Here is a 24,962-nt window from a genome sequence, read left to right on the forward strand (position 1 = left end):
CCATCCGCGTGACGACCAGCCTCACCGCTCGCGGGACACGGGTGACTTGAACTCCGCGGGCGCCGGATCGTCAGGGCAGGTCGGGGGCGGTGAATACGACGACGCAGTTCTGGCCGCCGAAGCCGAAGGCGTTCGCCATCGCTGTACGCACGGGCAACCGCCGCGCGACGTTGGGCACATGGTCCAGGTCGCACTCCGGGTCCGGCGAGTTCAGATTGATCGTGGGCGGCACGACGCCGTCGCGGATGGCCAGCGCGCACACCATCGCGCCCAGCGCGCCGGCGCCGCCGACCAGGTGGCCCACGGTCGACTTCGGGCTGCTCACGGCGATCCGGTCCACCGCCGCGCCGAGCGCCGCACGGAGCGCCTTGGTCTCGGTGCGGTCGTTGGCCTTGGTGGAGGTGCCATGGGCACAGACGTAGTCGATGTCGTCCGGTGCGACTTCGGCCCGCCGGACGGCGGTCCTGATCGCGGCCGTGGCGTACTCGCCTGACGGGGACGGGGCGCTGACGTGGAAGGCGTCACAGGTCAACGCGGCACCGCTGACGGTGGCGTACGGGGTGGCTCCGCGTCGGCGGGCGTGCTCGGCGGACTCGAGGACCATGACCACCGCCCCCTCCGCGAGCACGAACCCTTCCCGGTCCACGTCGAACGGGCGGCTCGCCGCGACGGGGTCGTCGTTGCGCCGGGACAGCGCGCCCATGGTGGACAGACCGTTCATGAACACCGGCGTGATCCCCGCGTCGGTGCCGCCGCAGACGACCACGTCCGCCTCGCCGGAGAGGATCAGGCGCCGCGCGTCCATCAGGGCGTACAGACCGCTCGCGCAGGCCAGCACATTGGCGTTGACGGGGCCGTGGACGCCGAGGTCGATCGCCACTTCGCAGCTGGGCATGTTCGCCAACGAGTACGGAACGAAGTAGGAGCTCGGTTCTCTGTCGGCGACCAACTGACGAGTGGCCGCCTCGATGGTGTCGAAGCCCGCGACCCCGGCGTTCACCACGACCGCCACCCGGTCCCGGTTGTCCTCGTCGATGCTCAGCTTCGCGTCGGCCACCGCTTCGCGCGCCGCCACGACGGCGAACGCGGTGAACCGGGAGATACGCCGGGTGCGCTTGGTGTCAAAATGGTCGGAAGTCTGGAAGGACTTCACTTCTCCGGCGATTCGGGTGCTCATTCCGGTGGTATCGAAAGCGGTGATGGGCGCGATGCCGGATCGGCCCGCCACCATCGCTTCCCAGCTACTCTCCCGATCATTTCCGACCGGAGTCAGGGCTCCTATGCCAGTGATTACGACTTCATCATTCATTGCACCGACGCTACCCGGCCCGGCCGATGCAAACAATACCATCCGGCAGGCCTTCCGCTGCGCATGCCCCGATCTGGACACCGGGATGAGTCGGTGTCAAAGTAGGGAACCGTGCAGGTCCCCTTGCAGATCCCCGAGGAAGAACGCGTCACCATTGCCGGAATGGGCCTGCGCGCACCCGAAGGAATAACGGATTCCGATTCCCTCCGGGTGGCCGTCACGAGCGACAAGATCCCCGGTCGCCGAGGTGTCTATGCAGGTCAGAGCCTTCGTGGGCAGCGGATGGAACGACGGGTGAGCCTTTGAGGACACCCGTCGGACCTGTCCGTCCTCGATGCCGGAATCCTCTGCAAACCTCTCGGGCAGCGCGTGTTTCCGACGCTCGGAAGCGCCTGCCGGTCGAGCATTTCTCGGGAATTGCTCGAGTGTTTGTCGAGTGCCGCTCAAGTGTTTATCGAGTGCTTATCGAGTGCTTATCGAGTTCTTATCGAGTGCGACTGGAGGCAGTGTGGGAGGCGTTCGACGGCGCGGCTGTCAACCCGGCCGACGGCGGCCAGGATCACCGGCTCCGGCACATCGGCTAACCGACCGCGCACCGGACGGCCGGAAACGGTCGACGTTTCGCGGCCGGTCGCATTTCCCGCACACGCGGAAGGCAGGGCGCGGGTCTTCACCGCACCCGGCTCCGCCCACGGCCCGCTTTCCTTTCAACCACAAGGAGAAACCCCATGTCCATGCCCACTGAGGTGACCGCGGAGGCCGTGCACGAGCTGCTCCGCACCGAGCTCGTCGACCTCGGCATACCGGAGGAGATCATCTCCCCGGAGACCACGATCGACACGCTGGAGATCGACTCGCTCGACATCGCCGACCTGATGGTCACGGTCAAGCGGGCGTACGGGGTGGACATCCGGCGCGCCGAACTGGCCGGTGTCACCATCGGCGAGCTGGTGGACCGCGTCCTGGCCGGCCCTTCCGATCGTTGACGGCGGCCCTCGTCGACCGCGGGTGCCTGTCCCGGTGTGCTCAACGACGAGTGCACCGCGTGGCACATGGCCGCCGCGTCGCCGAACGAGGCCGGAGGGGTCGTGGCTCGAGGAGACGGGGAGCGATGACTGACACGGGCGGCCCGGTGGCCGTGGTGGCGGCCACCGACGAGGTGCTGCGGCATCCGCTGGCGGGGACGCACCTGCTGAACGAGGGAGAGCGCGGGCGGCTCGCGCGGTTCCACCGGGAGACGGCCCGTCGGGACTTCGTCGCCGCGCACGCTCTGGTCCGGCTCTGCGCGGGGTGGTTGCTGGGCGTCGTCCCGGCCCAGGTGGCCTTCGCCCAGCACTGCCCGACGTGCCGCAGGACCGACCACGGCCGGCCGCTGCTCGCCGACCGACCGGACGTGCATCTGAGTCTCTCCCATGCCGACGGCGTGGTGGCCGCCGCCGCCGGTCACGTCCCGGTGGGTATTGACGTGGAGCGGCTCGCGCGTGGGCGCGGCACCCAGGTCATGCACCGCGTGCTCACAGCCGCCGAGCTGGCCCTGGTGACCGCGCATGCGGACCCTGACCACGCCTTCCTGCGTCAATGGGTGCGCAAGGAGGCGTTGATCAAGATAGGCAGGACGGACCTGGACTCGCTCGACACCCTTGATCTCTCGGCGCTTCCGCTGAGCGGGCCGGGGGACGGCACACCCCTGCGCTTCGAAGACCTCTATGTCATGGACTCGTTTGATTCTCGCCGGAATGCCCTGGCCGCGGCGGTAAGCACCGAACCGACTCGTCTGCGTACCGCGTTGACACTCGAGTGACCCTCGAGCGACCTCGGGTTCGAAGGCGTGATGTCCGCGCTTCGGCGCCGGGTGACGTTCCGTCCCGGGCGTGGACCGGCGAGGCCGTCCCGGACGGTGACCTTCCCGGCGAGCGTCGGCCGGTGGGACCGCCCGGACCGTCGGCCCCCGTCCTGATCGGCGGGCACGGCCTCCGGGGCGGTGAGCCGCACCGTGCCGTACGGCGCGGGCCGGTCCGGCGGCCCCGCGCGGCCGAGCCGATGGCGGGCCGGCTCCCGGACGCCTCAGGCCGGGCGGGCGCACCCGGATGCCCGGCCCGGCCGGAAGGACTCACCTTCCCGGCCCCGGCGCCCCGGTCGGCCGGTATTCGGGCACGGTGTCACTCGCCGGAGCCCGACGAATCGTGTTCCTCGACCGCCGCCGGGCTCGCACGGCGAGGGCCGCCGGACCGGTCCTCCAGTCCGGTTCGAGGCCGAACCTGTCAACTGGGGTCAAGGCCATGGGCTCGCCTCCCACGGCGGGCGCCGGCGAAGGGCGTTGTATCCGGACGACCGCGCCCCGGAAGTCGAGCGGGCGACCGACCGCTTGCGGGGCATCGCCGGCGATCGCCGACCGGCTGCGCCCGCGCAGGTGCTGACCGGCGTCGGCGAACCGGTGCCCGAGTCGTGCTCCGCCGAGCCGCAACAGGTGGAGCTGTCGGCCGAGGCGCTCGCCGGTCGGTTCGACGTCACCCCGGTACGACCTTGGATTGGAGATTCGCATGTCGAGCAACTTCCCGGCCTTCGCCGAGTTGATCGCGCAGACCAAGCACAGCGCCCTCCACCTGGAGACGCGCGACATCTACACCCCGCAGGGGCCGGTCTTCGTGGACTGGCAGAAGGGCGTCCCGATCGAGTACGACCGGCACGGCGACTGGATCGAACTGGTGCAGGAGGCGACGAAGCGCGGCATCGACTGGCGACGGGCGCGGATCGTGTCCGAGCCGGTGACCGACTTCATCCAGTACGAGTGGGAGACCACCACGATCGTGAACGTGCCCGCCGGCGAGAAGGTGCGCTGGCTGCCGCGGCAGCGCGCCTCGGACCTGCTGTTGCCGGGCAACGACTTCTGGGTGTTCGACGACAGCCTGGTGCGCTACACCAACTTCCACGGCGACGGCTCGTGGGGCCCGCACGAGTTCTCCGAGGACCCGAAGCTGATCCGGCAGTGCAAGGAGGCGTTCGAAGCCGTGTGGGAGCGCGCCGTCGACCACGCCGACTACACGCCGCCGCGCAAGGAGCAGGCCGCGGCCTGAGGCGACCACGCCCGACGACCCCTCCCCCGCCACCGCGGGCATCGTCCGCGGGACGGGAGACGGGTCGTCTTCGTCGTAGGAGGAAATCATGACGGCATACCGGCTGCTCCACCTGGACAGCGCGGACAAGGCACGTGAGCGGCCACCGGGCGCGCGTAACGACATCCACTTCACCGAGGCGCAGATCCGGCCGATCGTGGAGGCGTTCAGTCCGCCGGGCGGCCGGGTGCTCGACCCGTTCTCCGGCTATGGGACCACCATCGTCGTCGCCGACCGGCTCGGCCGCGTCGGCACCGGGATCGAGCTGCAGGAACAGCGCGTCGCGTCGAGCAACGCCCGGCTGCCGGCGGGTTCGCCGAGCCGCTTCCTCGCGGGCGATGTGCGCGACTGGGACCGGCTCGGGCTCGGCGAGTTCGATCTGTGCCTGACCAGCCCGCCGTACATGGCGCGGCACGACCACCCGGAGAACCCGCTCACCGCGTTCCGCACCATGGACGGCTCCTACGGGCGCTACCTCGCCGAGCTGGCGGACATCTTCGGCACCATCGGCAGGCATCTGCGGCCGGGCGGCCGGATCGGCGTCTGCGTCGGCAACTTCCGTGATTCCAGCGGCAAGATCACCCCGCTGGCGTTCGACATCGGGCACGCGCTGTCCGAGGTGCTCGAGTTCGAGGGCGAGATCTACTTCGAGTGGAGCACGCCGTCGGAGAGCCTCACCGGCGACTACTGCCTGCTGTTCTCCGCGCCTGACTCCTGATCCGGCTCAGACACCGATGATCTCGAACGGCATGGTCGGCACGTTGTCGAAGCGCTCGCCGAAGCGCGTGAGCTTGGTGGTGAGGTAGCCGGCGACGTCGGCCATCGGGTTGTCCGGCGGCAGCGACGCCAGATAGCCGGCGTGCGCGGCCAGCGCCTCGATACCGGCGTCCATGCCCTCGGTGACGTCGACGGCGTGCCCGGACTCCGGGGAACCGCCGACCGCCAGCCAGCGCACACCGGCCCACGGCTTGAAGCCCTCGTCGAGGAGTTCGGGGAAGACCCAGGGGTTGCCGGCGTCGCTTGCCGCGTCGAGCAGTGCGACGCCGACGTTGCGGTGGTCGGCGGTGTTCCAGTCGCCGCTGCGCCAGCGTTCGTAGAAGTTGATGGTGACCAGGACGTCGGGGCGGTACTTGCGGATCGCCCGCGCGATGTCACGGCGCAGCGGCAGGCCGTACTCGATGACGCCGTCGGGGTGGTCGAGGAAGTCCACGTCCCGCACCCCGACGGCGGCCGCGGCCCGCAGCTGCTCCTCGGCGCGCATCGCCCCGGTGGCGTCCGGGGCCATGGTGGCGATGCCGGCTTCGCCACGGCTCACCACGGCGTAGGCGACGGACTTGCCCTGCGCGGTCCACCTGGCGACCGCGCAGGCGGGCCCGTACTCCAGGTCGTCGGGGTGCGCGACGACGCACAGCGCGCGCTGCCAGTCCTCCGGCATCGGTTCGTAGGGCTTGGTCATGTCGCGGCTCCGGGGGTGCGTGTCGGCTGTGTCTTCACGGAGTGGTACCGGCGGATTGCAGGCACTCCTCGAAGAAGGCGAGCGCGCGCAGGTGGTAGCTGCGGGCGGCCAGGCCCAGGCTGATGTTGTGGCCCGCGTCGGGCTGGCGTTCGACCCGGACGACGGGTGCCTTGGTCAGCCGGGAGGTCAGATCGGCGATGTCCTGCTCCTCGTGCAGCCACCAGGCCTCGTGCTCGGCGAACGTCAGCCGCAGCGGGATGTCGATCCGCGGCGCCAGTTCCTCGAACATCTCCGGCCACAGGCCCACCTCGGCGCCCTCGCGGACGGGCATGGGGGCGACCAGGGCCTCCGCCGCGCGGAAGGTGCCCGCGGGGTACAGGCCCAGCGGGCCCCAGTTGCGCTCCCAGTCCAGATGCCGGCGCAACCGCGGCCGGTCGGACGGCTCGACGCCGAAACGGTGGCCGACGCCGGAGGCGTCCAGGGCGAGCAGGCCGGGGGTGCGTGCGACGGTCGCGAGGGCGAGCTTGCCGCCGTAGGAGTGGGCCAGCATCAGGAACCCCCGCCCGACGGCGTGCCGTTCGGCGAAGGCGTCGAGCGCCGCGGGCAGGACGGCGGACTGCTCGTCGAGGGTCAGGCCGTCGGGCACCTGCGCCGCGGACCGGCCGTAACCGGGCCGGTCCAGCGCCAGCACCGTGAAACCGAGCCGGGCGCCCAGCGTGAGCAGGGACAGGTCGGCGTGGACCTGCCCGTCGAAGTAGCCCGCGCGCATGCCGCCGCCGTGCACGGCGACGACGGTCGCCCGCGGCGGCCCGTCGGGCGGCTCCGCCAGCAGACCGGACAGGGTGAGGCCCGCTGCCTCGACGAGGAGCGGGCGCACCCCGGCCGAGTAGGTCTGCGACGGCTTCTTCCGGTCCGTCCTGGACACGCTCATGGGTGGTCCTTGTCGGTCGGCGATGGACTGAGCCCGGGCAGCCGGGGCGCCCGGGTGGGGGCGCCCCGGCGCGGGAGGGTCAGGCGAGCTGACGGGCGAAGGTGGCCATGTCGAAGTAGAGGGTCTCGTCGATCAGGACGTCGCCGTCGAAGTGGAAGAAGATCGCCACGGGGGTGTCGACGGTCTTGCCGCGGTTGGGTATCCCACGCCAGTCCGCCTCCTGCTTGGCACGGAACTGCGCCTCCACGATCACCGCGGTCGGCGTGTGGTGGACGTGGAACAGGCTGTGGTCGGCGACCGGGAACGCCTTCTGCAGTTCGGCGAAGTAGCCCTTCTTGATGGCCTCTTCACCGATCAGCGGGGACTCCTCGAACGGAATGACCCGGTACACGCCGCCACGCGGGAACGTCGCGATCACTCCGTCGATGTCCCAGGCGCCCTCGGCGACGGTGTGCTCGATGACGACCGCCTCGCGCCGCTTGCGCAAATCCTCGTCGGGCTGCGGCAGGTCCGCGCCGGGCAGAGTGAACTCGTGCTCCTCGGTGGCCATCGGGACTCCTTCAGACATTGGCTGATTCGGTTCGGAAAGCGACGCTAGGCCGCAGCCCTCGCCTGTCCCTCGCGCTCCGCTGGAGCGCGAGCGCCGCTCGTGCGCGGCCCACGAAGGACGCGAGCCCGACGGTGCAGGACGACCCCGGAAACGGAATGAGGTGATCCGTCGCGGCAGAGCAGAAATCTAGGAGCGCTGCACCGGCCGGAGTTAGTTTTCCGGGCACTGAAGGGATATGGGTGATCTTCGATGGAGCTCCGGATACTGGGATCAATAGAACTCTGGACGGGCAGCGCCCTGGCCGATATCGGCCCCGCACGCCAACGCAGCATCCTCGGCGCCCTGCTGGTCGATCCCGAACGGCCGGTGCCGCTGGAGGCCCTCGTCGACCGCGTGTGGGGGGACCGGCCCCCCGCGGGAGTCCGCAACGTCGTCCACACCTACGTCACGCGGTTGCGCCGTGCGCTCGCCCAGGCCTCGGCGGAGCTGCCCGAGCCGATCGGCCTGGTCAGATCGCCGGCCGGGTATCTGGTCTCGGTGGATCTCGGCGCCGTGGACCTGGTGCGGTTCCGCCGGCTGCTCAGGAGCGCCCAGCAGGACGACCTCGGCGATCTGGAACGCAGCACGCTGCTCCAGCAGGCGCTGTACATGTGGCGGGGTGACGCGCTGAGCGGCATGCACAGCGACTGGGCGTCCCGGGTCCGGGAGACCCTGCGGCAGCTGCACCACGAGGCACTGAGCCAGTGGGCGGACACCGAGATCCGGCTCGAGCGCCCCGGCGCCGTCCTCGCGGAGCTCCGCGCCGCGCTGCTGACGGACCCGCTCTCCGAGCAGCTCGGCGAACGCCTGATGCTCGCTCTCTACCTGGAGGGGCGCAGCGTCGACGCCCTCGAGTACTACCAGTCGATGCGCCGGCTGATCTCCAAGGAACTCGGCACGGACCCGTCGCGGCGGGTGCAGCAGCTCTACGAGACGATCCTGCGGGGCGAGGCCGCCGCGGTCGCACCGCCGCCCGAGCGAAGCGGCGACCCGCACGGCGCCGGGACGCACCAGGTCCTCGTCCCCTCCCGGCCCGCCCCCGTCGTCCCGCAGATGCTCCCGGTCGACCTGCCCGACTTCACGGGGCGCGAACGCGAACTCGACCTGGTCCAGCGGACCCTGACGCGGCCCACCGCATCACAGCCGCCCGCCGTCCTGCTCGTCGGCGGGGGAGGTGTCGGCAAGACCGCGCTGGCCGTGCGTCTGGGGCATCGACTGCGGTCCTCCTTCCCGGACGGGCAGTTGTACGCGGCGCTGCGCGGCAGCGGCGCGCGTCCGGCGGACCCGCACGCGGTGCTGGGACGGCTGCTGCGCGCGCTGGGGACGGATCCCGACCGGATCCCGGCCGACCCCGACGAGCGCGCCGAGGTCTACCGGTCGGCTCTGGCCGGACGTCAGCTGCTGATCACGCTCGACGACGCGGTCGACGACGAGCAGGTGCAGTCTCTGCTGCCGGGAAGTGGGGACTCCGCTGTACTGATCACCAGCAGAGGGCGGCTCAGCACTCCGCTCGGCGCCCGCGTCGTGCATCTGGCGGAACTGCCGCATGGCCACAGTGTGCGGCTCCTGGCCCGGATGCTCGGCACGGAGCGCGTCACCCGGGAGCCGGCCGCGGCCGCCGCGATCGCGCGGTACTGCGGCGGACTGCCGCTCGCCCTGCGCGCCGCGGCCGTCCGGCTCAACACCCGTCCCCACTGGTCGCTGCGCCGCTACGCGGAACGGCTGAGTGACGAGGGGCGGCGTCTGGACGAGCTGGCGCACAGCTCGCTGAGTGTGCGCGCCAGCTTCGCGACGTCGTACAACGCGCTGCCCGAGGATGCCCGAGAGGTGCTGCGCTGCCTGGCCGACCTGGCGGTGTCCGAGTTCGACGCCCATCTGGCGTGCCCGGTGCTCGGCAAGGACTTCGCCACGGTCGAGGACGCCTGTGAGCAGTTGGTGGAGGCCCATTTCCTGACCGTGGCCGAGGCCGCCGTGGCCGACCTCCCCACCCGCTACCGGCTCGACGGTCTGCAGCGCAGCTTCGCGCAGGAGCTCAGGGCGGACCGTGCCGGCGAGGCGACCGAGGCCGTGCAGCTGCCCGTTTAGAGCTCCGACCTGGGATTACACCCCCCGTCAAGACGCGCTCCAGTTCTGCGCCCATACCGGTGTCCGACAGTTGTCCGAAGGCCCCGACAGGGCAGGACAGAGAGGGACCGCTATGGCTCTTCAGGACGCTCCACAGGCCGTGCTGCCGGCCCTCGGCGAGACCGACTCGGAATCCCGGCCGACGGCACCGGTGCGCACACCCACGATGGCGGACTTGACCGACGAGCTCACCGCCCGCCGGGCGGAGGCCCACTTCGGCCACGACCCGGAGGCCGACGCCCGCCATCTCTCCAAGGGCAAGCTGCTGGCCCGCCAGCGCATCGACACACTGCTCGACCCGGGCACGTTCACCGAGCTCGGTCTGTTCGCCGAGCACCGGGCGACGGGCTTCGGCATGGAGGACACGCACCCCGAGGGCGACGGGGTGATCACGGGCTGGGGCGAGATCGACGGCCGCACGGTCTTCGTCTTCGCCCATGACGCCCGGGTGCGCGGCGGTGCGCTGGGCGCGACGTTCGCGGCGAAGATCCACCAACTGCTGGACTTCGCCGACTCCGTCGGCGCCCCGGTCATCGGCCTCAACGACGGCGGCGGCGCCCGCATCCAGGAGGGCATCGACGCGCTGGCGGGCTTCGGCAAGCTCTTCGCCCGCAACGTCCGCGCTTCGGGCGTGGTGCCGCAGATCAGTGTCGTGCTCGGTTCCTGCGCGGGCGGCGCGGTCTACTCACCGGCGCTCACCGACTACACGTTCATGGTCGAGGGCATGGCCAACATGTTCATCACCGGGCCCGACGTGGTGCAGGCGGTGACCGGCGAGAAGGTCACGCAGGAGGAGCTCGGCGGCGCGTACACCCACGGCACGCGAACGGGCGTGGCGAGCTTCGTGGCCCCGGACGAGGAGTCCTGCTTCGAGGGCGTACGGGAACTGCTCTCCTACCTGCCCTCGAACAACACCGAGACGCCGCCCTACGCGAGGCCCCTGGACGAGCCGGACCGGCGCTGCGAGGAACTACTGCGTCTGGTGCCGGTCGACGACCGGACGCCGTACGACATCAGGACGGTCATAGGCCACATCGTCGACGACGGCGACTACCTGGAGGTCCAGGAGAGCTGGGCGCCGAACATCGTGTGCGCCATGGCCCGCCTGGACGGCCACACGGTGGGCATCGTGGGCAACCAGCCCGCCGCCATGGCGGGGGTGCTGGACATCGACTCCTCGGAGAAGGCCGCACGGTTCGTGCGCACCTGCGACGCGTTCAACATCCCGCTGGTGACGCTGGTCGACGTGCCGGGCTTCATGCCCGGGACCGACCAGGAGCACAACGCGATCATCCGACGCGGCGCGAAGCTCCTGTACGCGTACTGCGAGGCGACGGTGCCGCGCGTGCAGGTCATCCTGCGCAAGGCGTTCGGCGGCGCGTACATCGTCATGGACTCCAAGTCGATCGGCTCCGACCTGTCGTTCGCCTGGCCGTCCAACCAGACGGCCGTGATGGGCGCCGACGGCGCGGCCAACATCATCTTCCGCCGGCAGATCAGGGCGGCGGCGGAGCCGGAGAAGGTGCGCCGGGAGCTGGTCGCCGAATACACCGAGCAACTGATGAACCCCTTCGTCGCCGCCCGGCGCGGTCATGTCGACGACGTCATCGATCCGGCGGACACCCGGCGGGTGCTGATCAAGTCCCTGGACATGCTGCGCACCAAGCGGGCCCGGCAGCCCATCCGCAAACACGGCAACGAGCCGCTGTGAGCACGCCGCGGACCGCTCCGCTGACGGTACTGCGGGGCAACCCGACACCGGAGGAACTGGCCGCACTGCTGGTCGTGCTCGCCGCGGTGCGCCGTGCCCCCGACGAGGCGGGCCCGCCGCCGGCCGCCGAACGCGGCTGGGGCCGGCCGGCCGCCTGGCACCGCCCCGAGCCCGCCACCGCACCGGACGCTGCCGGCTGGCAGCGCACCCCCGCACCGACTCACGGAAGGAGTACCTGATGACCGGTCGGACCGGCTCCGTCAGCCCCGGCACGCCGGCCGGCTGCCTGGCCATGTTCCCCGGGCAGGGCTCGCAACGACCCGGCATGGCCGGGCACCTGCTCGACGCCTATCCCTCGGCCCGGCGGCTGTTCGCCCAGGCGGACGAGATCCTGGGCCTGCCGCTGTCGCGGATCTGCGTGACCGGAAGCGCCGAGGAACTCGGCCGCACCGAGATCACCCAGCCCGCGATCGCCACGACCAGCCTCGCCGTATGGGATCTGCTGCAGGCCGCCGGTTACCGGCCCGCGGCGACCGCGGGCCACAGCCTCGGCGAGTATCCGGCCCTGGTGGCCGCCGGGGTGCTGTCCCTGGAGTCGGCCCTGGAGCTGGTGCGGTTGCGCGGCCGGCTGATGGGCGACGTGGCCCGCGAGGTGCCCGGCGCGATGGCGGCCGTGCTGGGCCTGCCCGCGGACCAGGTGCTGGCCGCCTGTGACAGCACCGAGGGCTTCGGCCTGGTCCAGGTCGCGAACTACAACGAGCCGCTCCAGACCGTCATCTCGGGGCACGCCGGCGCCGTCGAGCAGGCCGGCCGGGCGGCGTTGGACGCCGGCGCCGCCCAGGTCGTGCGGCTGGACGTGGGCGCCCCCTTCCACTGTTCGCTGATGAGGGCGGTGGAGGAGGAGTTCACCGAGGCGCTCGCCGCCCGGCCGTTCGCCGATCCCGTCCGGCCCGTGATCAGTTCGGTCACCGGCACCTACGTCCGCTCGGGCGAGGAGGCCCGCGAGCTGCTGCGGCGTCAGCTCACCGGACCCGTCCGGTGGGTCGAGGTGCTGCGCACCGCCGCACGGCACCCGGTGAGCGCGTACACCGAGATCGGCCCCGGCCGGGTCCTCAGCGGACTCGCCCGCCGGACGCTCGACGAGGTCCGTACCCGCTCCACCGGAGACCCGCGTCGCCTGACGGCGCTCCATGGCGCCCTGGCGTCGGACGCGTGGCGGGAGCCGGTGGCGTCCTGACACCTCATGAACCGCCGGCCCGTCGGCCGGCCGCACCACCCCGGTCCATACATCACCAGACATCACCAGCAACTGTTCACGAAGGGTAAGGACACATGCCGTACGAGGGCAAAGACTTCAGCTCCATCGTCCAGGAGGCCGTCGCCGACGCGCTGGGCATCGATATCGAGGAGGTCGTTCCCGAGGCCACGCTGCTGGGCGACCTGGACGCCGAGTCCATCGACCTGCTCGACGTCCTGTTCCGCATCGAGCGGGCCTCGGACGTGAAGATCAAGGTCGCGGACATCGCCGAACTGCTCCAGGGCGGCATACCCGACGAGGAGTTCGCCGACGAGGACGACATCATCAACGAGGTCGGGCTGGCGCAGCTCAAGAAGTCGCTGCCGCAGATCGACGTGCAGGAACTGGCCGGCAAGCTCACGGCGGACGAGGTGCTGACCCTGTTCACCGTGCAGAACCTGACGGACCTGGTGACCGAGCGTGCCGCGCTCGCCACAGCCGCTGCGTGAACCGGGCGCGGGGCGGTCACCGGACCGCCCCGCCCCGCCGCCACTGTGGGTGCGGACCGGCACGGACCTGGCCGAGGTGGCCCGGGTCGAGGAGCTGATGAACGCACAACCCGGCCTGCGGGAACGGGTGTTCACACCACGCGAGCTGGCCTACTGCGACCGCCGCAGACGGACCGGCGAGCACCTCGCCGGCCGCTGGGCCGCCAAGGAGGCCGTGCTCAAGAGCCTTGGGACCGGTATGGGCCCGCGCATGGAATGGACGGACATCGAGGTCGTCAACGACCGCAACGGACGTCCCCGGGTGCGGCTGTACGGCGAGGTCGAGGCCGTCGCCCGGTCCCTCGGTATGCACCACATCGAAATCTCCCTGAGCCACAGCGGAGGTCTCGCCGTGGCGCACGCCGTCCTGGTGTGCCTGCACAGTCCCGACACGGCCCCCGAACCGGAGCCGTCGACCCGCACGACGCCGGACACGGCACCAGCTCGCACCACACACACGCCAGAAGGAGACGAACGGCATGAGGCTTGACGGCCGGGCCGCGGCGACCGCGTTCCTCGCCACCGACGACGCCGCGTACACGACAGGCAGAACCGCTCCATTCGACGGCGGCCGGACCGCGCGGCTCGGACCGGGGCGGCCCAAGACCGAGGGAGGGCGATGATGCGGTTCCATCCGATCGACCGCGTCGACAGCCGGCAGGCGCTGCGGACGGAGGCGCCGCGATGAACCGCAGAGTGGTCGTCACCGGCGTGGGCGCCGTCACGCCGCTGGGCAACGACGCGCCGAGCACGTGGCAGGGGCTGGCCGAAGGGCGCAGCGGAGTAGGGCAGTTGACCTCGATCGACACCACCGGCTTCGAGGTGACCATCGCCGGCGAGGTCAAGGACTTCAAGCTCTCCGACGCCGTGCCCGGCTCGGTCGGTCTGCGCCATCTGCGCCGGCCGGGCGAGTTCGGCGTGGGCGCGGCCTGGGAGGCGCTGCGCGCCTCGGGGGTCGGCAAGGAGACGTACGACGGCGCGGACATGGGCGTGGCCATGGGCACGAGCGTGGACCGTCCGGACCTGCAGTGGCTGGTGGACGTCGGGGCGCTGCGCGACGAGACCGGCCGGGACGACGCGTTCACTCCCTACGCGCCCTCGGACGCGCTGGCCTACAGCCAGAACATCGCCGCAGCGGTGATCGCCCGGATGCTCGACGCGACCGGCCCGCTGCTGGGTCCGTCCACCGCTTGCTCAGGTTCCGGGCACGCCGTCGGAGAGGCCTTCCGCAGCATCCAGGAGGGCGACGCGACGCTCATGCTCGCGGGCGGCCACGACTCGCTGACGTCCTGGCTCGACCTGGTGGGCTTCAGCCTGCTGGGGGCGCTGACGAAGGAGTACAACGACGATCCCCAGCGGGCCAGCCGCCCCTTCGACGGCAAGCGGTCCGGGTTCGTGCTGGGAGAGGGCGGCGTCGTCTTCGTACTGGAGGAACTGGAGGCGGCCCGTGCCCGCGGGGCGCACATCCTCGCCGAGGTGCTGGGCTACGGCACCAGCCTGAACGCCTGGCGTGTCACCGACTCGCCACCGGACGGCAGCGGAGCCATCGAGTCCATGCAGGGCGCGATCTCCGATGCCGGTCTTGAACCGGCCGACATCGACTACGTCGTGGCGCACGGCACCAGCACCCACGGCAACGACCTGTCGGAGACCACGGCGATCAGGAAGGTGTTCGGCGACGACGCCCAGCGGCTGCTGATCAGCTCACCGAAGTCGATGGCCGGTCATCTCACCTCGGCGGGCGCCGCGTTGAGCATGTTCGCCGCGATCGGGGCGATCAACCACGGGCTGGTGCCGCCGACCATCAACCAGGAGACGCCCGACCGCCGGCTCGGCCTCGACTTCGTCCCGAACACGGCGCGCGAGCGGGACGTGCGGCACGCCCTCGTCAACGCTTTCGCCTTCGGCGGCACCAACGTCGGGCTGGTCGTGGGGCGTTACGAGGAGGAGCGATGACGACGCCACGGCTGAACGGAGGAGCACCGATGAGCGGCACCGGACGCCAGGTCGTCATCAGTGGCGTCGGTCTGCTGACCGCGCTGGGGGAAGGCCCCGAGGCCAACTGGAAGGCGCTGGTGGCCGGCGAGTCCGGGATCGGCCCGATCCGGGCCTACGACCCGTCGCCGCTGCAGACCCGGCTGGGCGGCGAGATCGACGACTTCGACGCCACCCGGTTCGCCACCAGGCGCCAGCTGCGCACCATCAACCGCGGCGACCGCCTGGCGCTGGCCGCCGCCCGGCTCGCCCTCGACGACGCGGGGCTGCCGCACAACCAGGCCGGCGGCGACGAACTCGGCCACCGGGCCGGCCTGTACCTCGGCGGCAACAAGTCGATCGGCCGCATGGAGCAGCTGATCGAGGAGCTGAAGGTCATCCGCCGCCCGGACGGCACGGCCGACCTGGCACACCTCGGCCGGCACGGCGACGTCATCATGCCCCCGCTGTTCTTCGTCGAAGGGCTCCAGCCCGGCGCGGTGTTCAACATCTCGCAGACGTACGGCATCCGGGGTTCCAGCACCTTCTTCGCGGGCGGCGCGGACGCGGGTGCCACCGCGATCGGCCGGGCCATGCGCGCGGTGCGCCGCGGGGACGCGGACGTGGCGATCGCGGGCGGCTACGACGACGCCACCGACTGGTGGTCGATGACGCTGCTCGACCGGCTCGGCGTGCTGACCACGCGCAACGACCTGGGGCAGGGGGCGTACCGGCCCTACGACCGGGACCGCGACGGAGCGGTCCCCGGCGAAGGCGCCGCGCTGCTGGTGCTGGAGGAGAAGCAGGCGGCGCTGCGTCGCGGCGCCCGCATCTACGCCGAGCTGACCGGCTACGGCGCCGGCCACGACTGCGGTACGCCACCCGCGCCGGATGCCCAGGGCCGCGGCCTGTCCCGGGCGGTGCGGCACGCGCTGCGGGACGCCCGGCTGACCGCCGACGACCTCGGCTACATCGCCTCGGACGGCTCCGCCACCCGGCTCGGGGACGCCTCCGAGAGCGTCGCCCTGCGCACCGCGCTGGGCCCGGCCGCCCGGTCCGTGCCGGTCAGCACCGTCAAGCCGCAGACGGGCCACCTCGTCGGCGGCGGCGGTGCGCTGAACGCCGCCGTGTGCGCGCTGGCCCTGCACCACGGAGCCGTGCCCGCGACCCTCAACCTCGACAACCCCGACCCGGTGTGCGATCTGGACCACGTCCGCGGCAGCGCCCGGGAGTCCAGGCCGTCCCATGCGATGGCGCTGGCCCGGGGCATCGAGGGGCAGGCCGTGGCGCTGACCCTGTCCAGGCCCGCGTGAGCGGCCGAACAGCCCTGTCCAGAGAAGGAAGCAGACGCATGACTGACGTTCCTGACCAGGCCGTCGGCGTCGTGATCGCCTCAGTGGGTGCGATCACGTCGCAGGGCGGTTCGGCCGAGGCCCTGTGGGACGGGGTGCGCACGGGGCGGGTGGCGATCTCGCCCGTGCGCGGCCTGCCCATGGACGGCTATCAGACCACCGTGGGCGGCGAGATCACCGAACCCTGCTTCCCCGGTCACGACTACGCTCCGGGCTCCGACACCCGCGATTCCTCCGTCGACTTCGCGCTGTCCGCCGCCGAGGAGGCCATGGCCGGCTCGGGCCTGCGGGTCGGCGTGGACATCCCGGCCGAGCGCTGGGGTGTCGCGTACGGCACCTGCCACGGCGGCTGGCGCAGCGCCGAACTCGCCCTGCGCGAGGTGCAGGAGGGCCGCACGCCCGACTGGCACCGCTACACGTTCGTACCGCCGCAGGCCGCCGCGGAGGCGCTGTCGGCCGCCTTCGGCCTCAAGGGCCCGGTGCTCAGTGCCAACACGGCCTGCGCCTCCAGCGCGCACGCGCTCGCCCACGCCCTGGACGTGATCCGGGCGGGCCGGGCCGACGCGATGCTCGTCGGCGGCAGCGACGCCTTCACCGAGTCGGCGTTCGCCGGGTTCAGCAGCCTGGAGTCGCTCTCCGTACAGCCCGCGGCCCCCTACTCCAAGGACCGGTCGGGACTGTCGCTGGGCGAGGGCAGCGGCATGCTCCTGCTGCTGTCGCGGCAGGCGGCCGAGCGGACCGGCGCCCCGGTCGTCGCCGAGGTGCTGGGCTACGGCCTGTCCGCCGACGGCCACCACCCGACGGCACCGCACCCCGAGGGCGAGGGCGCGGCCCGGGCGATCCGTGCGGCCCTCTCCACCTCGGGCCTGACCCCCGACGACGTCCGGTACGTCAACGGGCACGGCACCGGCACGACGAAGAACGACGCGGCGGAGAGCAACGCGGTCCGTGCCGCGCTCGGCGAGGCCGCCGAGAAGACCTCGCTGTCCAGCACCAAGTCGATGATCGGCCATCTGCTCGGCGCGGCCGGCGCGGTGGAGGGCATCGTCACGGTGCTGGCCCTGCGCGACCAGGTGGCGCCGCCCACCGCTTCCTTCAACGGAGTGGACCCGCAGTGCGGTCTCGACCCGGTGGCGGGGGCCGGCCGCCCGATGGTGCTGGACACCGCGCTGTCCAACAACTTCGGGTTCGCCGGCGCCAACGCCACCATCGCCTTCGCCCGCCCCGGCGGCCCCGGCGCGCCTCCTCCTGCCGTCGGCCCGGACGACGTCGTGGTGACCGGCTTCGGTGTGATCACCTCGGCCGGCGAGGGGGCCGAGGCGCTCTGGGAGGCGTACGCGGCCGGGCGCCGGCAGGGTGTGCCGGAGGACGGACTGCGCCTGGCCCGGGTCGAGTTCGACCGCTCGGCCGCCGGCTCCGCCAAGGCGCGCCGGCGCATGGACCGGGTCTCCCAGCTCGCCGTCGCCGCGTGCCGGGCCGCCCTGGGCGCCGCCGGAGCGGACGGCGACGCGGATGCCGTCGCCGCGACCGGCGTGGTGGTCGGCACCGCGATCGGGCCCATGGAGAGCAGCGAACGGTTCACCGTCCCGGTGCTGTCCTCGGGCGCGCAGGCCGCGAACCCGGCCGTGTTCCCCGCCACCGTGTACAACGGCGCGGCCGGCCAGGTCGCCATGGCTCTGGGGACCAAGGGGCCGACGTCGACGCTGACGTCGGGGCACGCGGCGGGCGCCGCCGCGCTGGGCGTCGCGTACGACATGCTGCGCGCCGGGCGCGCCGAGCGCCTGCTGGTGCCGGCGGTGGAGGCGTTCTCACCGGCCACGCTGGACGCGTACCGCAGCATCCCGCTGTTCGGTTCGGCGGCCGGGCGCCGGTACACGCTCGCCGAGGCCGGCATCGCGCTGGTGCTGGAGCGCCGGGCGAGTGCCGAGCGGCGCGGCGCCCCGATCCACGCCGTGGTCCTGGGGCACGCGACCGCGTCGGACGCGTGCGGCATCGGCCGCTGGGACCCGTCCGGCGACGGCGTCGAGCGGGCGATGCGCGAGGCCCTGCGCGGCGCCGGGCTCAGGCCGGACCACGTGTCCGCCGTCTGGGCGAACGCGGCGGGTCTTGCTGCCGCCGACCGTCCCGAACAGGCCGCTGTGGAGCGGGTGTTCGACATGGGGCGGGTGCGGTTCGAGGCTCCGAAGCGGGTGCTCGGCGAGCCGGCCGGCGCGGGTGCCCACCTGTCGACGGTCCTCGCCGTCGGCGCCTGGCGCGAGGGCGGGGCACACCGCCCGGTCCTGGTCAACAGCTCGTCCCTGGGCGGCACCCACACCTCCCTCGTCCTGTCCCCCGCCCCCCTCCTTGGAACGGAGTCCGGCCGATGACCACGACGTACGACGTGAAGATCCTCTCCACCGGCGGCTATGTGCCCGGTGATCCGCTGGACAACGGCACGCTGGAGAAGTACGTCGGGCCGCTGCCGGACGACGTCCTCGACGGCATCCAGGTCAAGACCCGGTACTGGATGATCGACCCGGCCACGGGCAAGCACGTGATCAACAACAGCCGGATGGCCGAGCGGGCCTCCCGGCAGGCCCTGGAACGGGCCGGGGTGGAGCCCGGCGAGGTCGACCTGATCGTGGTGTGCACGGCGACGCCGGAGTACACACTGCCCAACGTCGCCACCACCCTGCAGCACTACCTGGGCCTGGAGAGTGTCGCCGCGATCGAGATCCGCGGGGCCTGCGCGGGCTGGGTGCAGGCGCTGGACCTGGCCCGGCGGCAGCTGGCCGACGGGACGGCGCGCACCGCCCTCGTGGTGGGCAGCGAGGCCGTGTCGCCCCTGATGGCGCCGCTCTTCCTGGACAAGGACCCGGCACGCGTGCGGATGCGGGACCGGCTGACGCTGTACACGTTCGGCGACGGCGCCGGGGCCGTGGTGCTGCGGGCCGAGCCGGCGGGGACGTCGGCGGACGAGTTCACCTTCGTCAACGCCTGCGTGGGCGGCCTGCGCAAGCCCGGCATGGAGATCATCGGCGGCGGTACGGACGTGTCGCAGGCGGAGCAGCTGGGCCGGCGTCAGCTGATCCAGATGAAGATCGACGTGCCCGGCACCTCCACGTTCGGACCGCAGGTGTTCGTCCGCGCGATCCAGGAGATGGCGCGGAAGGAGGGCCGGGCGCTCGGGGAGTTCGACGCGATCGTGCTGCCGGAGGGCAACGCCGACTACTTCGCCGACGAGTACGAGGCCGCCGGGCTGTCCGCCGAGGACAACCAGGCGCTCAGCGGCCGGATCGTGGAGAACCTGGCCGATGTGGGGGCCACCGGTTCGGCCGCGGTGCCGCTGTCGCTGGACGCGGGCTGGACCTCGGGCCGCATCCGGCCCGGCGACCGGATCGTGCTGCTCGGCATCGAGGCCAGCCGGTACGTCTACACCGGGCTCTCGGTGACCTGGAAGGCACCGTTCCCGGCCTGAGCGGCCGTCACCCCAGTCATCAGACACAATTTCAGGAGGCATCAAGTGGCAATGGAACACCGTACGTTGGGGAAGACCGGGCTGGACGTCTCCGCCCAGGGTCTCGGCTGCATGGGCATGACGATCGGGTACGGCGAGGCGGACACGACCGAGGCGGTCGCCACCCTCCACCGGGCGCTGGAACTCGGCGTCACCCTGCTGGACACCGCCGACATGTACGGCCCGCACGCCAACGAGGAGCTCATCGGCCGCGCCGTCGCCGGGCGCCGCGACGAGGTCGTGCTCTCCTCCAAGGTGGGCAGCGAGATCGACGCCGACGGCCAGCTGACGTGGCGGGTCAACGGCCGCCCCGACTACATCCGCCGGTCGATCGAGGGCACGCTGCGCCGCCTGGGCACCGACCACCTCGACCTCTACTACCTGCACCGGGTCGACCCCGACGTCCCCGTGGAGGAGTCCTTCGGCGCGCTCGCCGGCCTCGTGGAGGCCGGGCTCGTCCGGCACCTGGGGATCTCCGAGGCGGGGCCCGCGACCATCCGGCGCGCCCACGCGGTGCACCCGCTGACCGCCGTACAGACCGAGTACTCGCTGTTCACCCGGGACGTCGAGGTCAACGGCGTGCTGGAGACCGTGCGCGAGCTGGGCATCGGCTTCGTGGCCTACAGCCCGCTCGGCCGCGGGTTCCTGAGCGGCACCATCCGCGGCACCTCCGACATCCCCGAGGGCGGCTTCGACTTCCGGCGCATCGCGCCCCGTTTCGAGAGCGAGAACATCCGCCGGAACCTGCCCGTCGTCGACCAGCTCAGCGATCTCGCCGCCGCGGCCGGCACCAGCGTCAGCCGCCTCGCGCTCGCCTGGGTGCTCTCCCGCGGCCAGGACGTCGTCGCCATCCCCGGCACCAAGCGACGCACCTACCTGGAGGAGAACGTCTCCGCGAACGACGTGCAGCTCTCCGACGACGTCCTGGCGGCCATCGACTCCATCGCCCCGTACGGCATCACGGCCGGCGACCGCTATCCGGCCAGCGAGATGCCCCAGCTCAGCCGCTGACCCCCGACCCCCGAGCCATCCGCCCCGACTTACGGGAGAACGCCATGTCCGTACAAGCACTCCGTCCCATACGCCGGGTTCTCATCGCCGGCGGCGGGCTCGGCGGCATCGCCACCGCACTGGCCCTGCAGCAGCAGGGCATCGACTCCGTCGTCTTCGAGCGCGCGCCGGAACTGCGCGACGGCGGCGCAGGACTGCACATCTTCACCAACGGCATGCTCGCCCTGGCCCACCTCGGGCTCGCCGACCAGGTCGCGAAGATCGCCCCCGCCCAGTCCGTGTGCCACTTCTCGACCTCGACCGGACGGGTCATCGGCACCTACCCGGTGGGCGAGTTCGTCGAGCGCTACGGGCAGCCCACGGTCGCCATCGGCCGCTCCGACCTGCACGGCATCCTGCGCGACGCCGTGACGGCGCCCATCGTCACCGGCGCCGAGGTCACCGGGTACACCGAGCACGCCGACGGGGTGAGCCTCCACTTCGCCGACGGCACCTCCGAGGACGGCGACCTGCTGATCGGCGCCGACGGCGTCCACTCCGCCGTCCGCGCCCAGCTGCTCGGCCCGCAGCCGCCCGACTACACCGGCTACATCGCCTGGCGCGGCCACGCGAGGATGAGTCCCGAGGAGTTCCCGCCCGGCAGCTTCCAGGCCCTGTTCGGTCCCGGGACCCGCTTCACGTACTACGACATCGCCCCCGGCGTCGTGCACTGGATGAGCGTCGCCAACGGGCCCGCCGGCGGCCGCGACGAGGGCACGCCCGAGCAGACCCTGGACATGCTGCGCGCCCGGCACGCCGGCTGGACGAACCCGGTGCGGCAGATCCTCGACGCCACCGTGCCGGAGAGCATCCTGCGCGGCGACGTGGTGGACCGCAAGCCCGACCCCGTCTGGGGTCGTGGCCGGGTCAGCCTCCTCGGCGACGCCGCGCACGCCGTCAGCTTCAACATCGGGCAGGGCGCCTGCCTGGCCATCGAGGACGCCCTGGTACTGGCCGAACACCTCGCCGCGCCCGGTGCCGGCGTCGCCGGCGCGCTGCGCGCCTACGAGTCCGAGCGGCAGGAGCGCACCCGGCCGATGCAACTGCTCGCCCACCGCATCGGCGTGATGGGCGCCCTGCAGAACCCGGCCGCCATCTGGCTGCGCGACCGGGTGCTGAAACTCGGCTGGTCCCGCACCCTGCACACCACGGAACACGAACACGTCGCCTACGCCACGCGGTGGGCCTCGGACTCCGCCGCCACCGCGGCGTGAGCGCGGCGTTCCCACCGCCCACGATGAGAGGACTGCTGCTGTGACCACTGCGACCACCACGAACCCGACGCGGACAGCGTGGGAAAGCACCGAGGAACGCAACAAGGCGACCATCCGGCGGGTCTTCGCCGAGTTCGTCAACCAGGGCGACTTCTCGCTCGTGGACGAGCTCTACCGGCCGGACATAGTCGACCACGAGGGCCTGCCCGGCGCGCCCGAGGGCGCCGAGGGCGTGAAGTACACCATCGCCGGACTGCGGGCGGCGTTCCCCGACTTCCACGTCACCATCGAGGACATCAGCGCACACGACGACCTGGTCGTCATCCACAACACCTGGCGCGGCACCCACCTGGGCGACCTGCTCGGCATCGCGCCCACCGGCCGTACGTTCCTCTCCGTCGGCATCGTCATCTGGCGGTTCGACGAGGAGGGCAGGATCGCCGAGCGCTGGGCGCACGGTGTGGCGTCCAACCTGTTCGCCGCGCTCGGCATGCGGATGCTGGCGCCCCGCAAGGGCGGCCGGCGCGCCGTGGAGGGCACCCGGTCCGTGATGCGCACCGTGCCGCTGCGCAACGCCAAGCCCATGGCCTGGCACCGGCTCACCCAGGAGCTGCAGGGGCCGCGCCGGCGCGAGTACGAGGCCTCCCGGCGGAGGCTGGGCATCACCCACGAGGTGCTCCGTATCGACCCGCGGCCCGAGCGGGACTACGTGATAGTGCACTTCGAGACCGCCGACCCGGAGCGGACCAGGAAGCGCTGGGCGGAGTCGAAGGACCCCTTCGACCTGTGGCTGCGCGAGCAGATCCTGGACATCCACGGCGAGGATCCCTGGGCTGGCCCCGCCACCTCCTGCGAGTCGATCGGCCTCACCTGGACGGCGCCGCCGCGACTCACCCCGGACCGCCCCGACGGATCCCGCTGACCGGCGCGCGGTCTGCCGACGGGTGTTCGAGCCGTTTTCCAGACCCGGTCGGCAGACTGGGGTCCTCCCCCGGCCGCCCGGAGCGAGTCCTCCCGCTCACCGCGTGGGCGCTGACCGTCGGCCGGGAGGAACGCCCTCAGGGCATCCGGTCCGACGGGCCCGCGCCGTACTTCCCCCGGCGGCGTGGGCCCGTCCTCTTTCCCGCAGTCCTGGTTCGGTGCGTTCCAGGTGCCGCGCCGTGTCGGGGTGCGCGCGTCACACCCGACTCCGAGGTCCTGCACTGCCCAGGCGGTCGCGAGCGTACGGGCGGGGAGCGGCGGCCGCAGGCGCGGTGGACCCGCTCGGAGCGTTCTTCGTACGGGTCCGGCTCGCCGCCGGCGCGACCCGCCTCACGCCTTCGACAACCCTTGAGTGAGCCACGAGCGCGCGACTGTACAAAAAGGGCGGTGCTGCTCCGGTCGAGGAGAAGCACCCGATGACAGGCGTGAACGTCCCGCCGAGTCACAGCGTTCGCTCGACAGCGCCAGCCCCGCACCCCCCTCGCAGGACAGACCGCTGCAGGACCTCACCCGAGAACGGAAGTCCCATGGCCACTGACCAAGTACTGACCGGCTCCGCGCCGGCCGGAGAAGGCAGTCTGGGTGCCCAGGCCGCCGAAGCCGCCGCGCCGAGACGTGCCCAGATCTCCCGGCTGCCGTCCCTGACCGGCCTGCGGTTCCTCGCCGCGCTGGCCGTGTTCGCCGCCCACGCCTTCATACCGATACCGTCGCTGCGGCTGCTGGCCGACGACCGTACCGAGTTCCGGCTGTTCCACTGGTTCGACCAGGCCGGCGGGCCCGCCGTGTCGTTCTTCTTCGTGCTCAGCGGGTTCGTACTGGCCTGGTCGGCGCGGGACAACGACACCACGACGGGGTTCTGGCGGCGCAGGTTCGTCAAGATCTACCCGACCTACGTGGTCGCCTGGGTGCTCGCGATGGTGCTGTTCGCCCAGGACTTCACCTCCACCCGGATCGCCGTCGCCAACCTCTTCATGGTCCAGGTGTGGGTGCCCGAGTACTACACCAACTTCAGCGTGGACCCGCCGAGTTGGTCGCTGGGTGTGGAGGCGGTCTTCTACCTGAGCTTCCCGCTGCTGCTGGCCGTCTTCCGGCGCATCGACCCCCGTCACCTGAAGTACTGGATCATCGGGGCGATCGCCGCGGTGTGGGCCACCCCGGCGGTGGCGTACGCGGCGTTCCCGAAGACCCCGCTGGTTCCCAGCGGCCAGGACCTCCCCGCCACCGCGTACTGGTTCAACTATGTGCTGCCCCCGGTCCGCGTAATCGACTTCGCCCTCGGCATCCTGGTCGCGCTCGCGGTCAAGCACGGGCGCTGGCGCAACATCGGCATGCTCCCGTCGTTCGTGCTGCTGGCCGGCGGGTACTGGCTCACCTACCACATGCCCGCCCTCTACGGGCAGCGCGCCACCATGATCATCCCGATCGTGCTGCTGATCGCGGCAGCGGCGACCGCGGACATCGAGGGCCGCTTCACCCCGTTCCGCAACCGCACGATGGTCTGGCTGGGCGAGATCTCCTTCGCCTTCTACCTGCTGCACTACATCGTGCTGGCCCGGCTCCGCAAGGAGCTCGGCACGGAGATGTACTCCACCACGGAGGGCATGGCCATGCTGGTCGGCGCGGCCGTCGGCACGGTGGTGCTGTCCTGGCTGCTCCACCGGCTGGTCGAGACTCCGCTCGTGCGCCGGTTCAGCCGCTCGCGGCGCGCGGCGCGCGCGAAGGCGGTCGCCTGACCACCCGTCGGACACCACGGCCTTACGGCGGCGGGGGGGGGGGGGGGGGGGGGGGGGGGGGGGGGGGGGGGGGGGGGGCGCCCCGCGCGGCCCCGCGACGGCTCTCGTCCGATCTCTCCGCGGCGGGGGCGATCAGGCCGTGCG

23 protein-coding genes are annotated in these 24,962 nt (G+C 71.9%); 19 read left to right on the forward strand and 4 right to left on the reverse strand.

From position 1 onward, the window contains the following. Window positions 1–70: 70 nt before the first annotated feature. Window positions 71–1,309, reverse strand: a complete 1,239-nt coding sequence (fabF, locus tag ACIPFH_RS25840) for a beta-ketoacyl-ACP synthase II (RefSeq protein ID WP_401829854.1) — start codon at window positions 1,307–1,309, stop codon at window positions 71–73. Window positions 1,310–2,037: 728 nt separating this feature from the next. Here fabF and ACIPFH_RS25845 point away from each other — a divergent pair. From ACIPFH_RS25845 to ACIPFH_RS25860, 4 genes are all read left to right on the forward strand, one after another. Then, complete coding sequence (locus tag ACIPFH_RS25845) at window positions 2,038–2,295, forward strand: phosphopantetheine-binding protein (protein ID WP_356249148.1); 258 nt, start codon at window positions 2,038–2,040, stop codon at window positions 2,293–2,295. Window positions 2,296–2,420: 125 nt separating this feature from the next. Then, window positions 2,421–3,110, forward strand: a complete 690-nt coding sequence (locus ACIPFH_RS25850) for a 4'-phosphopantetheinyl transferase family protein (RefSeq protein ID WP_401829857.1) — start codon at window positions 2,421–2,423, stop codon at window positions 3,108–3,110. A 739-nt stretch (window positions 3,111–3,849) separates the two neighbouring features. Continuing rightward, on the forward strand, window positions 3,850–4,383 hold the full coding sequence (locus tag ACIPFH_RS25855; protein ID WP_401829860.1) for a DUF6879 family protein: 534 nt from the start codon (window positions 3,850–3,852) through the stop codon (window positions 4,381–4,383). Between the two features lie 88 nt (window positions 4,384–4,471). Then, window positions 4,472–5,140: a DNA methyltransferase gene (locus tag ACIPFH_RS25860; RefSeq protein WP_401829861.1), complete on the forward strand. Its 669-nt coding sequence runs from the start codon at window positions 4,472–4,474 to the stop codon at window positions 5,138–5,140. Between the two features lie 6 nt (window positions 5,141–5,146). Here ACIPFH_RS25860 and ACIPFH_RS25865 read toward each other — a convergent pair whose 3' ends face one another. The 3 genes from ACIPFH_RS25865 to ACIPFH_RS25875 all read right to left on the reverse strand — a co-directional run bounded on the left by ACIPFH_RS25865 (window position 5,147) and on the right by ACIPFH_RS25875 (window position 7,359). After that, the gene (locus ACIPFH_RS25865) at window positions 5,147–5,878 is read right to left on the reverse strand and encodes a PIG-L deacetylase family protein (protein ID WP_401829863.1); all 732 of its coding nucleotides are present in this window, start codon (window positions 5,876–5,878) and stop codon (window positions 5,147–5,149) included. A gap of 34 nt (window positions 5,879–5,912) precedes the next feature. Next, window positions 5,913–6,809: an alpha/beta hydrolase family protein gene (locus tag ACIPFH_RS25870; protein ID WP_401829866.1), complete on the reverse strand. Its 897-nt coding sequence runs from the start codon at window positions 6,807–6,809 to the stop codon at window positions 5,913–5,915. A 79-nt stretch (window positions 6,810–6,888) separates the two neighbouring features. Then, window positions 6,889–7,359, reverse strand: a complete 471-nt coding sequence (locus tag ACIPFH_RS25875) for a hypothetical protein (protein ID WP_401829868.1) — start codon at window positions 7,357–7,359, stop codon at window positions 6,889–6,891. A 249-nt stretch (window positions 7,360–7,608) separates the two neighbouring features. Between ACIPFH_RS25875 and ACIPFH_RS25880 the strand changes: the two genes are divergently transcribed. The 15 genes from ACIPFH_RS25880 (at window position 7,609) to ACIPFH_RS25950 (ending at window position 24,818) form a co-directional block, all read left to right on the forward strand. Beyond that, complete coding sequence (locus tag ACIPFH_RS25880) at window positions 7,609–9,483, forward strand: BTAD domain-containing putative transcriptional regulator (protein WP_401829870.1); 1,875 nt, start codon at window positions 7,609–7,611, stop codon at window positions 9,481–9,483. A gap of 112 nt (window positions 9,484–9,595) precedes the next feature. Then, window positions 9,596–11,233 carry an acyl-CoA carboxylase subunit beta gene (locus tag ACIPFH_RS25885; protein WP_401829873.1) on the forward strand — a complete coding sequence of 546 codons (1,638 nt, stop codon included), beginning with the start codon at window positions 9,596–9,598 and terminating at the stop codon, window positions 11,231–11,233. Next, window positions 11,230–11,472 carry an acyl-CoA carboxylase epsilon subunit gene (locus tag ACIPFH_RS25890; protein WP_401829876.1) on the forward strand — a complete coding sequence of 81 codons (243 nt, stop codon included), beginning with the start codon at window positions 11,230–11,232 and terminating at the stop codon, window positions 11,470–11,472. The genes ACIPFH_RS25885 and ACIPFH_RS25890 overlap by 4 nt, the downstream gene beginning before the upstream one ends. After that, on the forward strand, window positions 11,472–12,470 hold the full coding sequence (gene fabD / locus ACIPFH_RS25895) for an ACP S-malonyltransferase (protein WP_401829878.1): 999 nt from the start codon (window positions 11,472–11,474) through the stop codon (window positions 12,468–12,470). The genes ACIPFH_RS25890 and fabD overlap by 1 nt, the downstream gene beginning before the upstream one ends. Window positions 12,471–12,565: 95 nt before the next feature. Next, on the forward strand, window positions 12,566–12,979 hold the full coding sequence (locus ACIPFH_RS25900) for a phosphopantetheine-binding protein (protein WP_356259656.1): 414 nt from the start codon (window positions 12,566–12,568) through the stop codon (window positions 12,977–12,979). Then, window positions 12,951–13,508: a holo-ACP synthase gene (acpS, locus tag ACIPFH_RS25905; RefSeq protein ID WP_356259659.1), complete on the forward strand. Its 558-nt coding sequence runs from the start codon at window positions 12,951–12,953 to the stop codon at window positions 13,506–13,508. Before ACIPFH_RS25900 ends, acpS begins: the two co-directional genes overlap by 29 nt. After that, window positions 13,498–13,641 carry a hypothetical protein gene (locus ACIPFH_RS25910; RefSeq protein WP_359130075.1) on the forward strand — a complete coding sequence of 48 codons (144 nt, stop codon included), beginning with the start codon at window positions 13,498–13,500 and terminating at the stop codon, window positions 13,639–13,641. Before acpS ends, ACIPFH_RS25910 begins: the two co-directional genes overlap by 11 nt. 61 nt (window positions 13,642–13,702) lie before the next feature. After that, a complete protein-coding gene (locus ACIPFH_RS25915; RefSeq protein WP_401829881.1) occupies window positions 13,703–14,974 on the forward strand; it encodes a beta-ketoacyl-[acyl-carrier-protein] synthase family protein in 1,272 nt (423 codons plus the stop codon). Window positions 14,975–15,003: 29 nt separating this feature from the next. After that, a complete protein-coding gene (locus tag ACIPFH_RS25920; protein WP_401829883.1) occupies window positions 15,004–16,305 on the forward strand; it encodes a beta-ketoacyl-[acyl-carrier-protein] synthase family protein in 1,302 nt (433 codons plus the stop codon). A 38-nt stretch (window positions 16,306–16,343) separates the two neighbouring features. Continuing rightward, window positions 16,344–18,710, forward strand: coding sequence for a beta-ketoacyl synthase N-terminal-like domain-containing protein (locus tag ACIPFH_RS25925; protein WP_401829885.1), 2,367 nt, complete (start codon window positions 16,344–16,346; stop codon window positions 18,708–18,710). Further along, complete coding sequence (locus ACIPFH_RS25930; protein WP_356259672.1) at window positions 18,707–19,801, forward strand: 3-oxoacyl-[acyl-carrier-protein] synthase III C-terminal domain-containing protein; 1,095 nt, start codon at window positions 18,707–18,709, stop codon at window positions 19,799–19,801. The genes ACIPFH_RS25925 and ACIPFH_RS25930 overlap by 4 nt, the downstream gene beginning before the upstream one ends. A 51-nt stretch (window positions 19,802–19,852) precedes the next feature. Beyond that, entirely contained in the window at window positions 19,853–20,851 is a 999-nt protein-coding gene (locus ACIPFH_RS25935) for an aldo/keto reductase (protein ID WP_401830232.1), read from the forward strand. A gap of 44 nt (window positions 20,852–20,895) precedes the next feature. Further along, window positions 20,896–22,104, forward strand: coding sequence for an FAD-dependent monooxygenase (locus tag ACIPFH_RS25940; protein ID WP_356259674.1), 1,209 nt, complete (start codon window positions 20,896–20,898; stop codon window positions 22,102–22,104). A 40-nt stretch (window positions 22,105–22,144) separates the two neighbouring features. Next, window positions 22,145–23,026 (forward strand): ester cyclase, encoded by an 882-nt coding sequence (locus ACIPFH_RS25945; protein WP_356259677.1) that lies wholly within the window; start codon window positions 22,145–22,147, stop codon window positions 23,024–23,026. Between the two features lie 586 nt (window positions 23,027–23,612). Then, on the forward strand, window positions 23,613–24,818 hold the full coding sequence (locus tag ACIPFH_RS25950; protein ID WP_401829888.1) for an acyltransferase family protein: 1,206 nt from the start codon (window positions 23,613–23,615) through the stop codon (window positions 24,816–24,818). The last annotated feature ends 144 nt before the right edge of the window (window positions 24,819–24,962 follow it).

Source organism: Streptomyces sp. NPDC088157, from assembly GCF_044741545.1.
Lineage (GTDB): Bacteria > Actinomycetota > Actinomycetes > Streptomycetales > Streptomycetaceae > Streptomyces.

What these genes read in the sequence shown, in the direction of transcription:
- ACIPFH_RS25900 (WP_356259656.1), top strand. Translation starts at nt 12,566, where the DNA reads ATGCCGTACGAGGGCAAAGACTTCAGCTCCATCGTCCAGGAGGCCGTC.
- ACIPFH_RS25925 (WP_401829885.1), top strand. Translation starts at nt 16,344, where the DNA reads ATGACTGACGTTCCTGACCAGGCCGTCGGCGTCGTGATCGCCTCAGTG.
- fabD (WP_401829878.1), top strand. Translation starts at nt 11,472, where the DNA reads ATGACCGGTCGGACCGGCTCCGTCAGCCCCGGCACGCCGGCCGGCTGC.
- ACIPFH_RS25910 (WP_359130075.1), top strand. Translation starts at nt 13,498, where the DNA reads ATGAGGCTTGACGGCCGGGCCGCGGCGACCGCGTTCCTCGCCACCGAC.
- ACIPFH_RS25885 (WP_401829873.1), top strand. Translation starts at nt 9,596, where the DNA reads ATGGCTCTTCAGGACGCTCCACAGGCCGTGCTGCCGGCCCTCGGCGAG.
- ACIPFH_RS25935 (WP_401830232.1), top strand. Translation starts at nt 19,853, where the DNA reads ATGGAACACCGTACGTTGGGGAAGACCGGGCTGGACGTCTCCGCCCAG.
- ACIPFH_RS25915 (WP_401829881.1), top strand. Translation starts at nt 13,703, where the DNA reads ATGAACCGCAGAGTGGTCGTCACCGGCGTGGGCGCCGTCACGCCGCTG.
- ACIPFH_RS25880 (WP_401829870.1), top strand. Translation starts at nt 7,609, where the DNA reads ATGGAGCTCCGGATACTGGGATCAATAGAACTCTGGACGGGCAGCGCC.
- ACIPFH_RS25845 (WP_356249148.1), top strand. Translation starts at nt 2,038, where the DNA reads ATGTCCATGCCCACTGAGGTGACCGCGGAGGCCGTGCACGAGCTGCTC.
- ACIPFH_RS25940 (WP_356259674.1), top strand. Translation starts at nt 20,896, where the DNA reads ATGTCCGTACAAGCACTCCGTCCCATACGCCGGGTTCTCATCGCCGGC.
- ACIPFH_RS25950 (WP_401829888.1), top strand. Translation starts at nt 23,613, where the DNA reads ATGGCCACTGACCAAGTACTGACCGGCTCCGCGCCGGCCGGAGAAGGC.
- ACIPFH_RS25870 (WP_401829866.1), bottom strand. Translation starts at nt 6,809, where the DNA reads ATGAGCGTGTCCAGGACGGACCGGAAGAAGCCGTCGCAGACCTACTCG.
- ACIPFH_RS25930 (WP_356259672.1), top strand. Translation starts at nt 18,707, where the DNA reads ATGACCACGACGTACGACGTGAAGATCCTCTCCACCGGCGGCTATGTG.
- fabF (WP_401829854.1), bottom strand. Translation starts at nt 1,309, where the DNA reads ATGAATGATGAAGTCGTAATCACTGGCATAGGAGCCCTGACTCCGGTC.
- ACIPFH_RS25865 (WP_401829863.1), bottom strand. Translation starts at nt 5,878, where the DNA reads ATGACCAAGCCCTACGAACCGATGCCGGAGGACTGGCAGCGCGCGCTG.
- ACIPFH_RS25875 (WP_401829868.1), bottom strand. Translation starts at nt 7,359, where the DNA reads ATGGCCACCGAGGAGCACGAGTTCACTCTGCCCGGCGCGGACCTGCCG.
- ACIPFH_RS25855 (WP_401829860.1), top strand. Translation starts at nt 3,850, where the DNA reads ATGTCGAGCAACTTCCCGGCCTTCGCCGAGTTGATCGCGCAGACCAAG.
- ACIPFH_RS25920 (WP_401829883.1), top strand. Translation starts at nt 15,004, where the DNA reads ATGAGCGGCACCGGACGCCAGGTCGTCATCAGTGGCGTCGGTCTGCTG.
- ACIPFH_RS25860 (WP_401829861.1), top strand. Translation starts at nt 4,472, where the DNA reads ATGACGGCATACCGGCTGCTCCACCTGGACAGCGCGGACAAGGCACGT.
- ACIPFH_RS25850 (WP_401829857.1), top strand. Translation starts at nt 2,421, where the DNA reads ATGACTGACACGGGCGGCCCGGTGGCCGTGGTGGCGGCCACCGACGAG.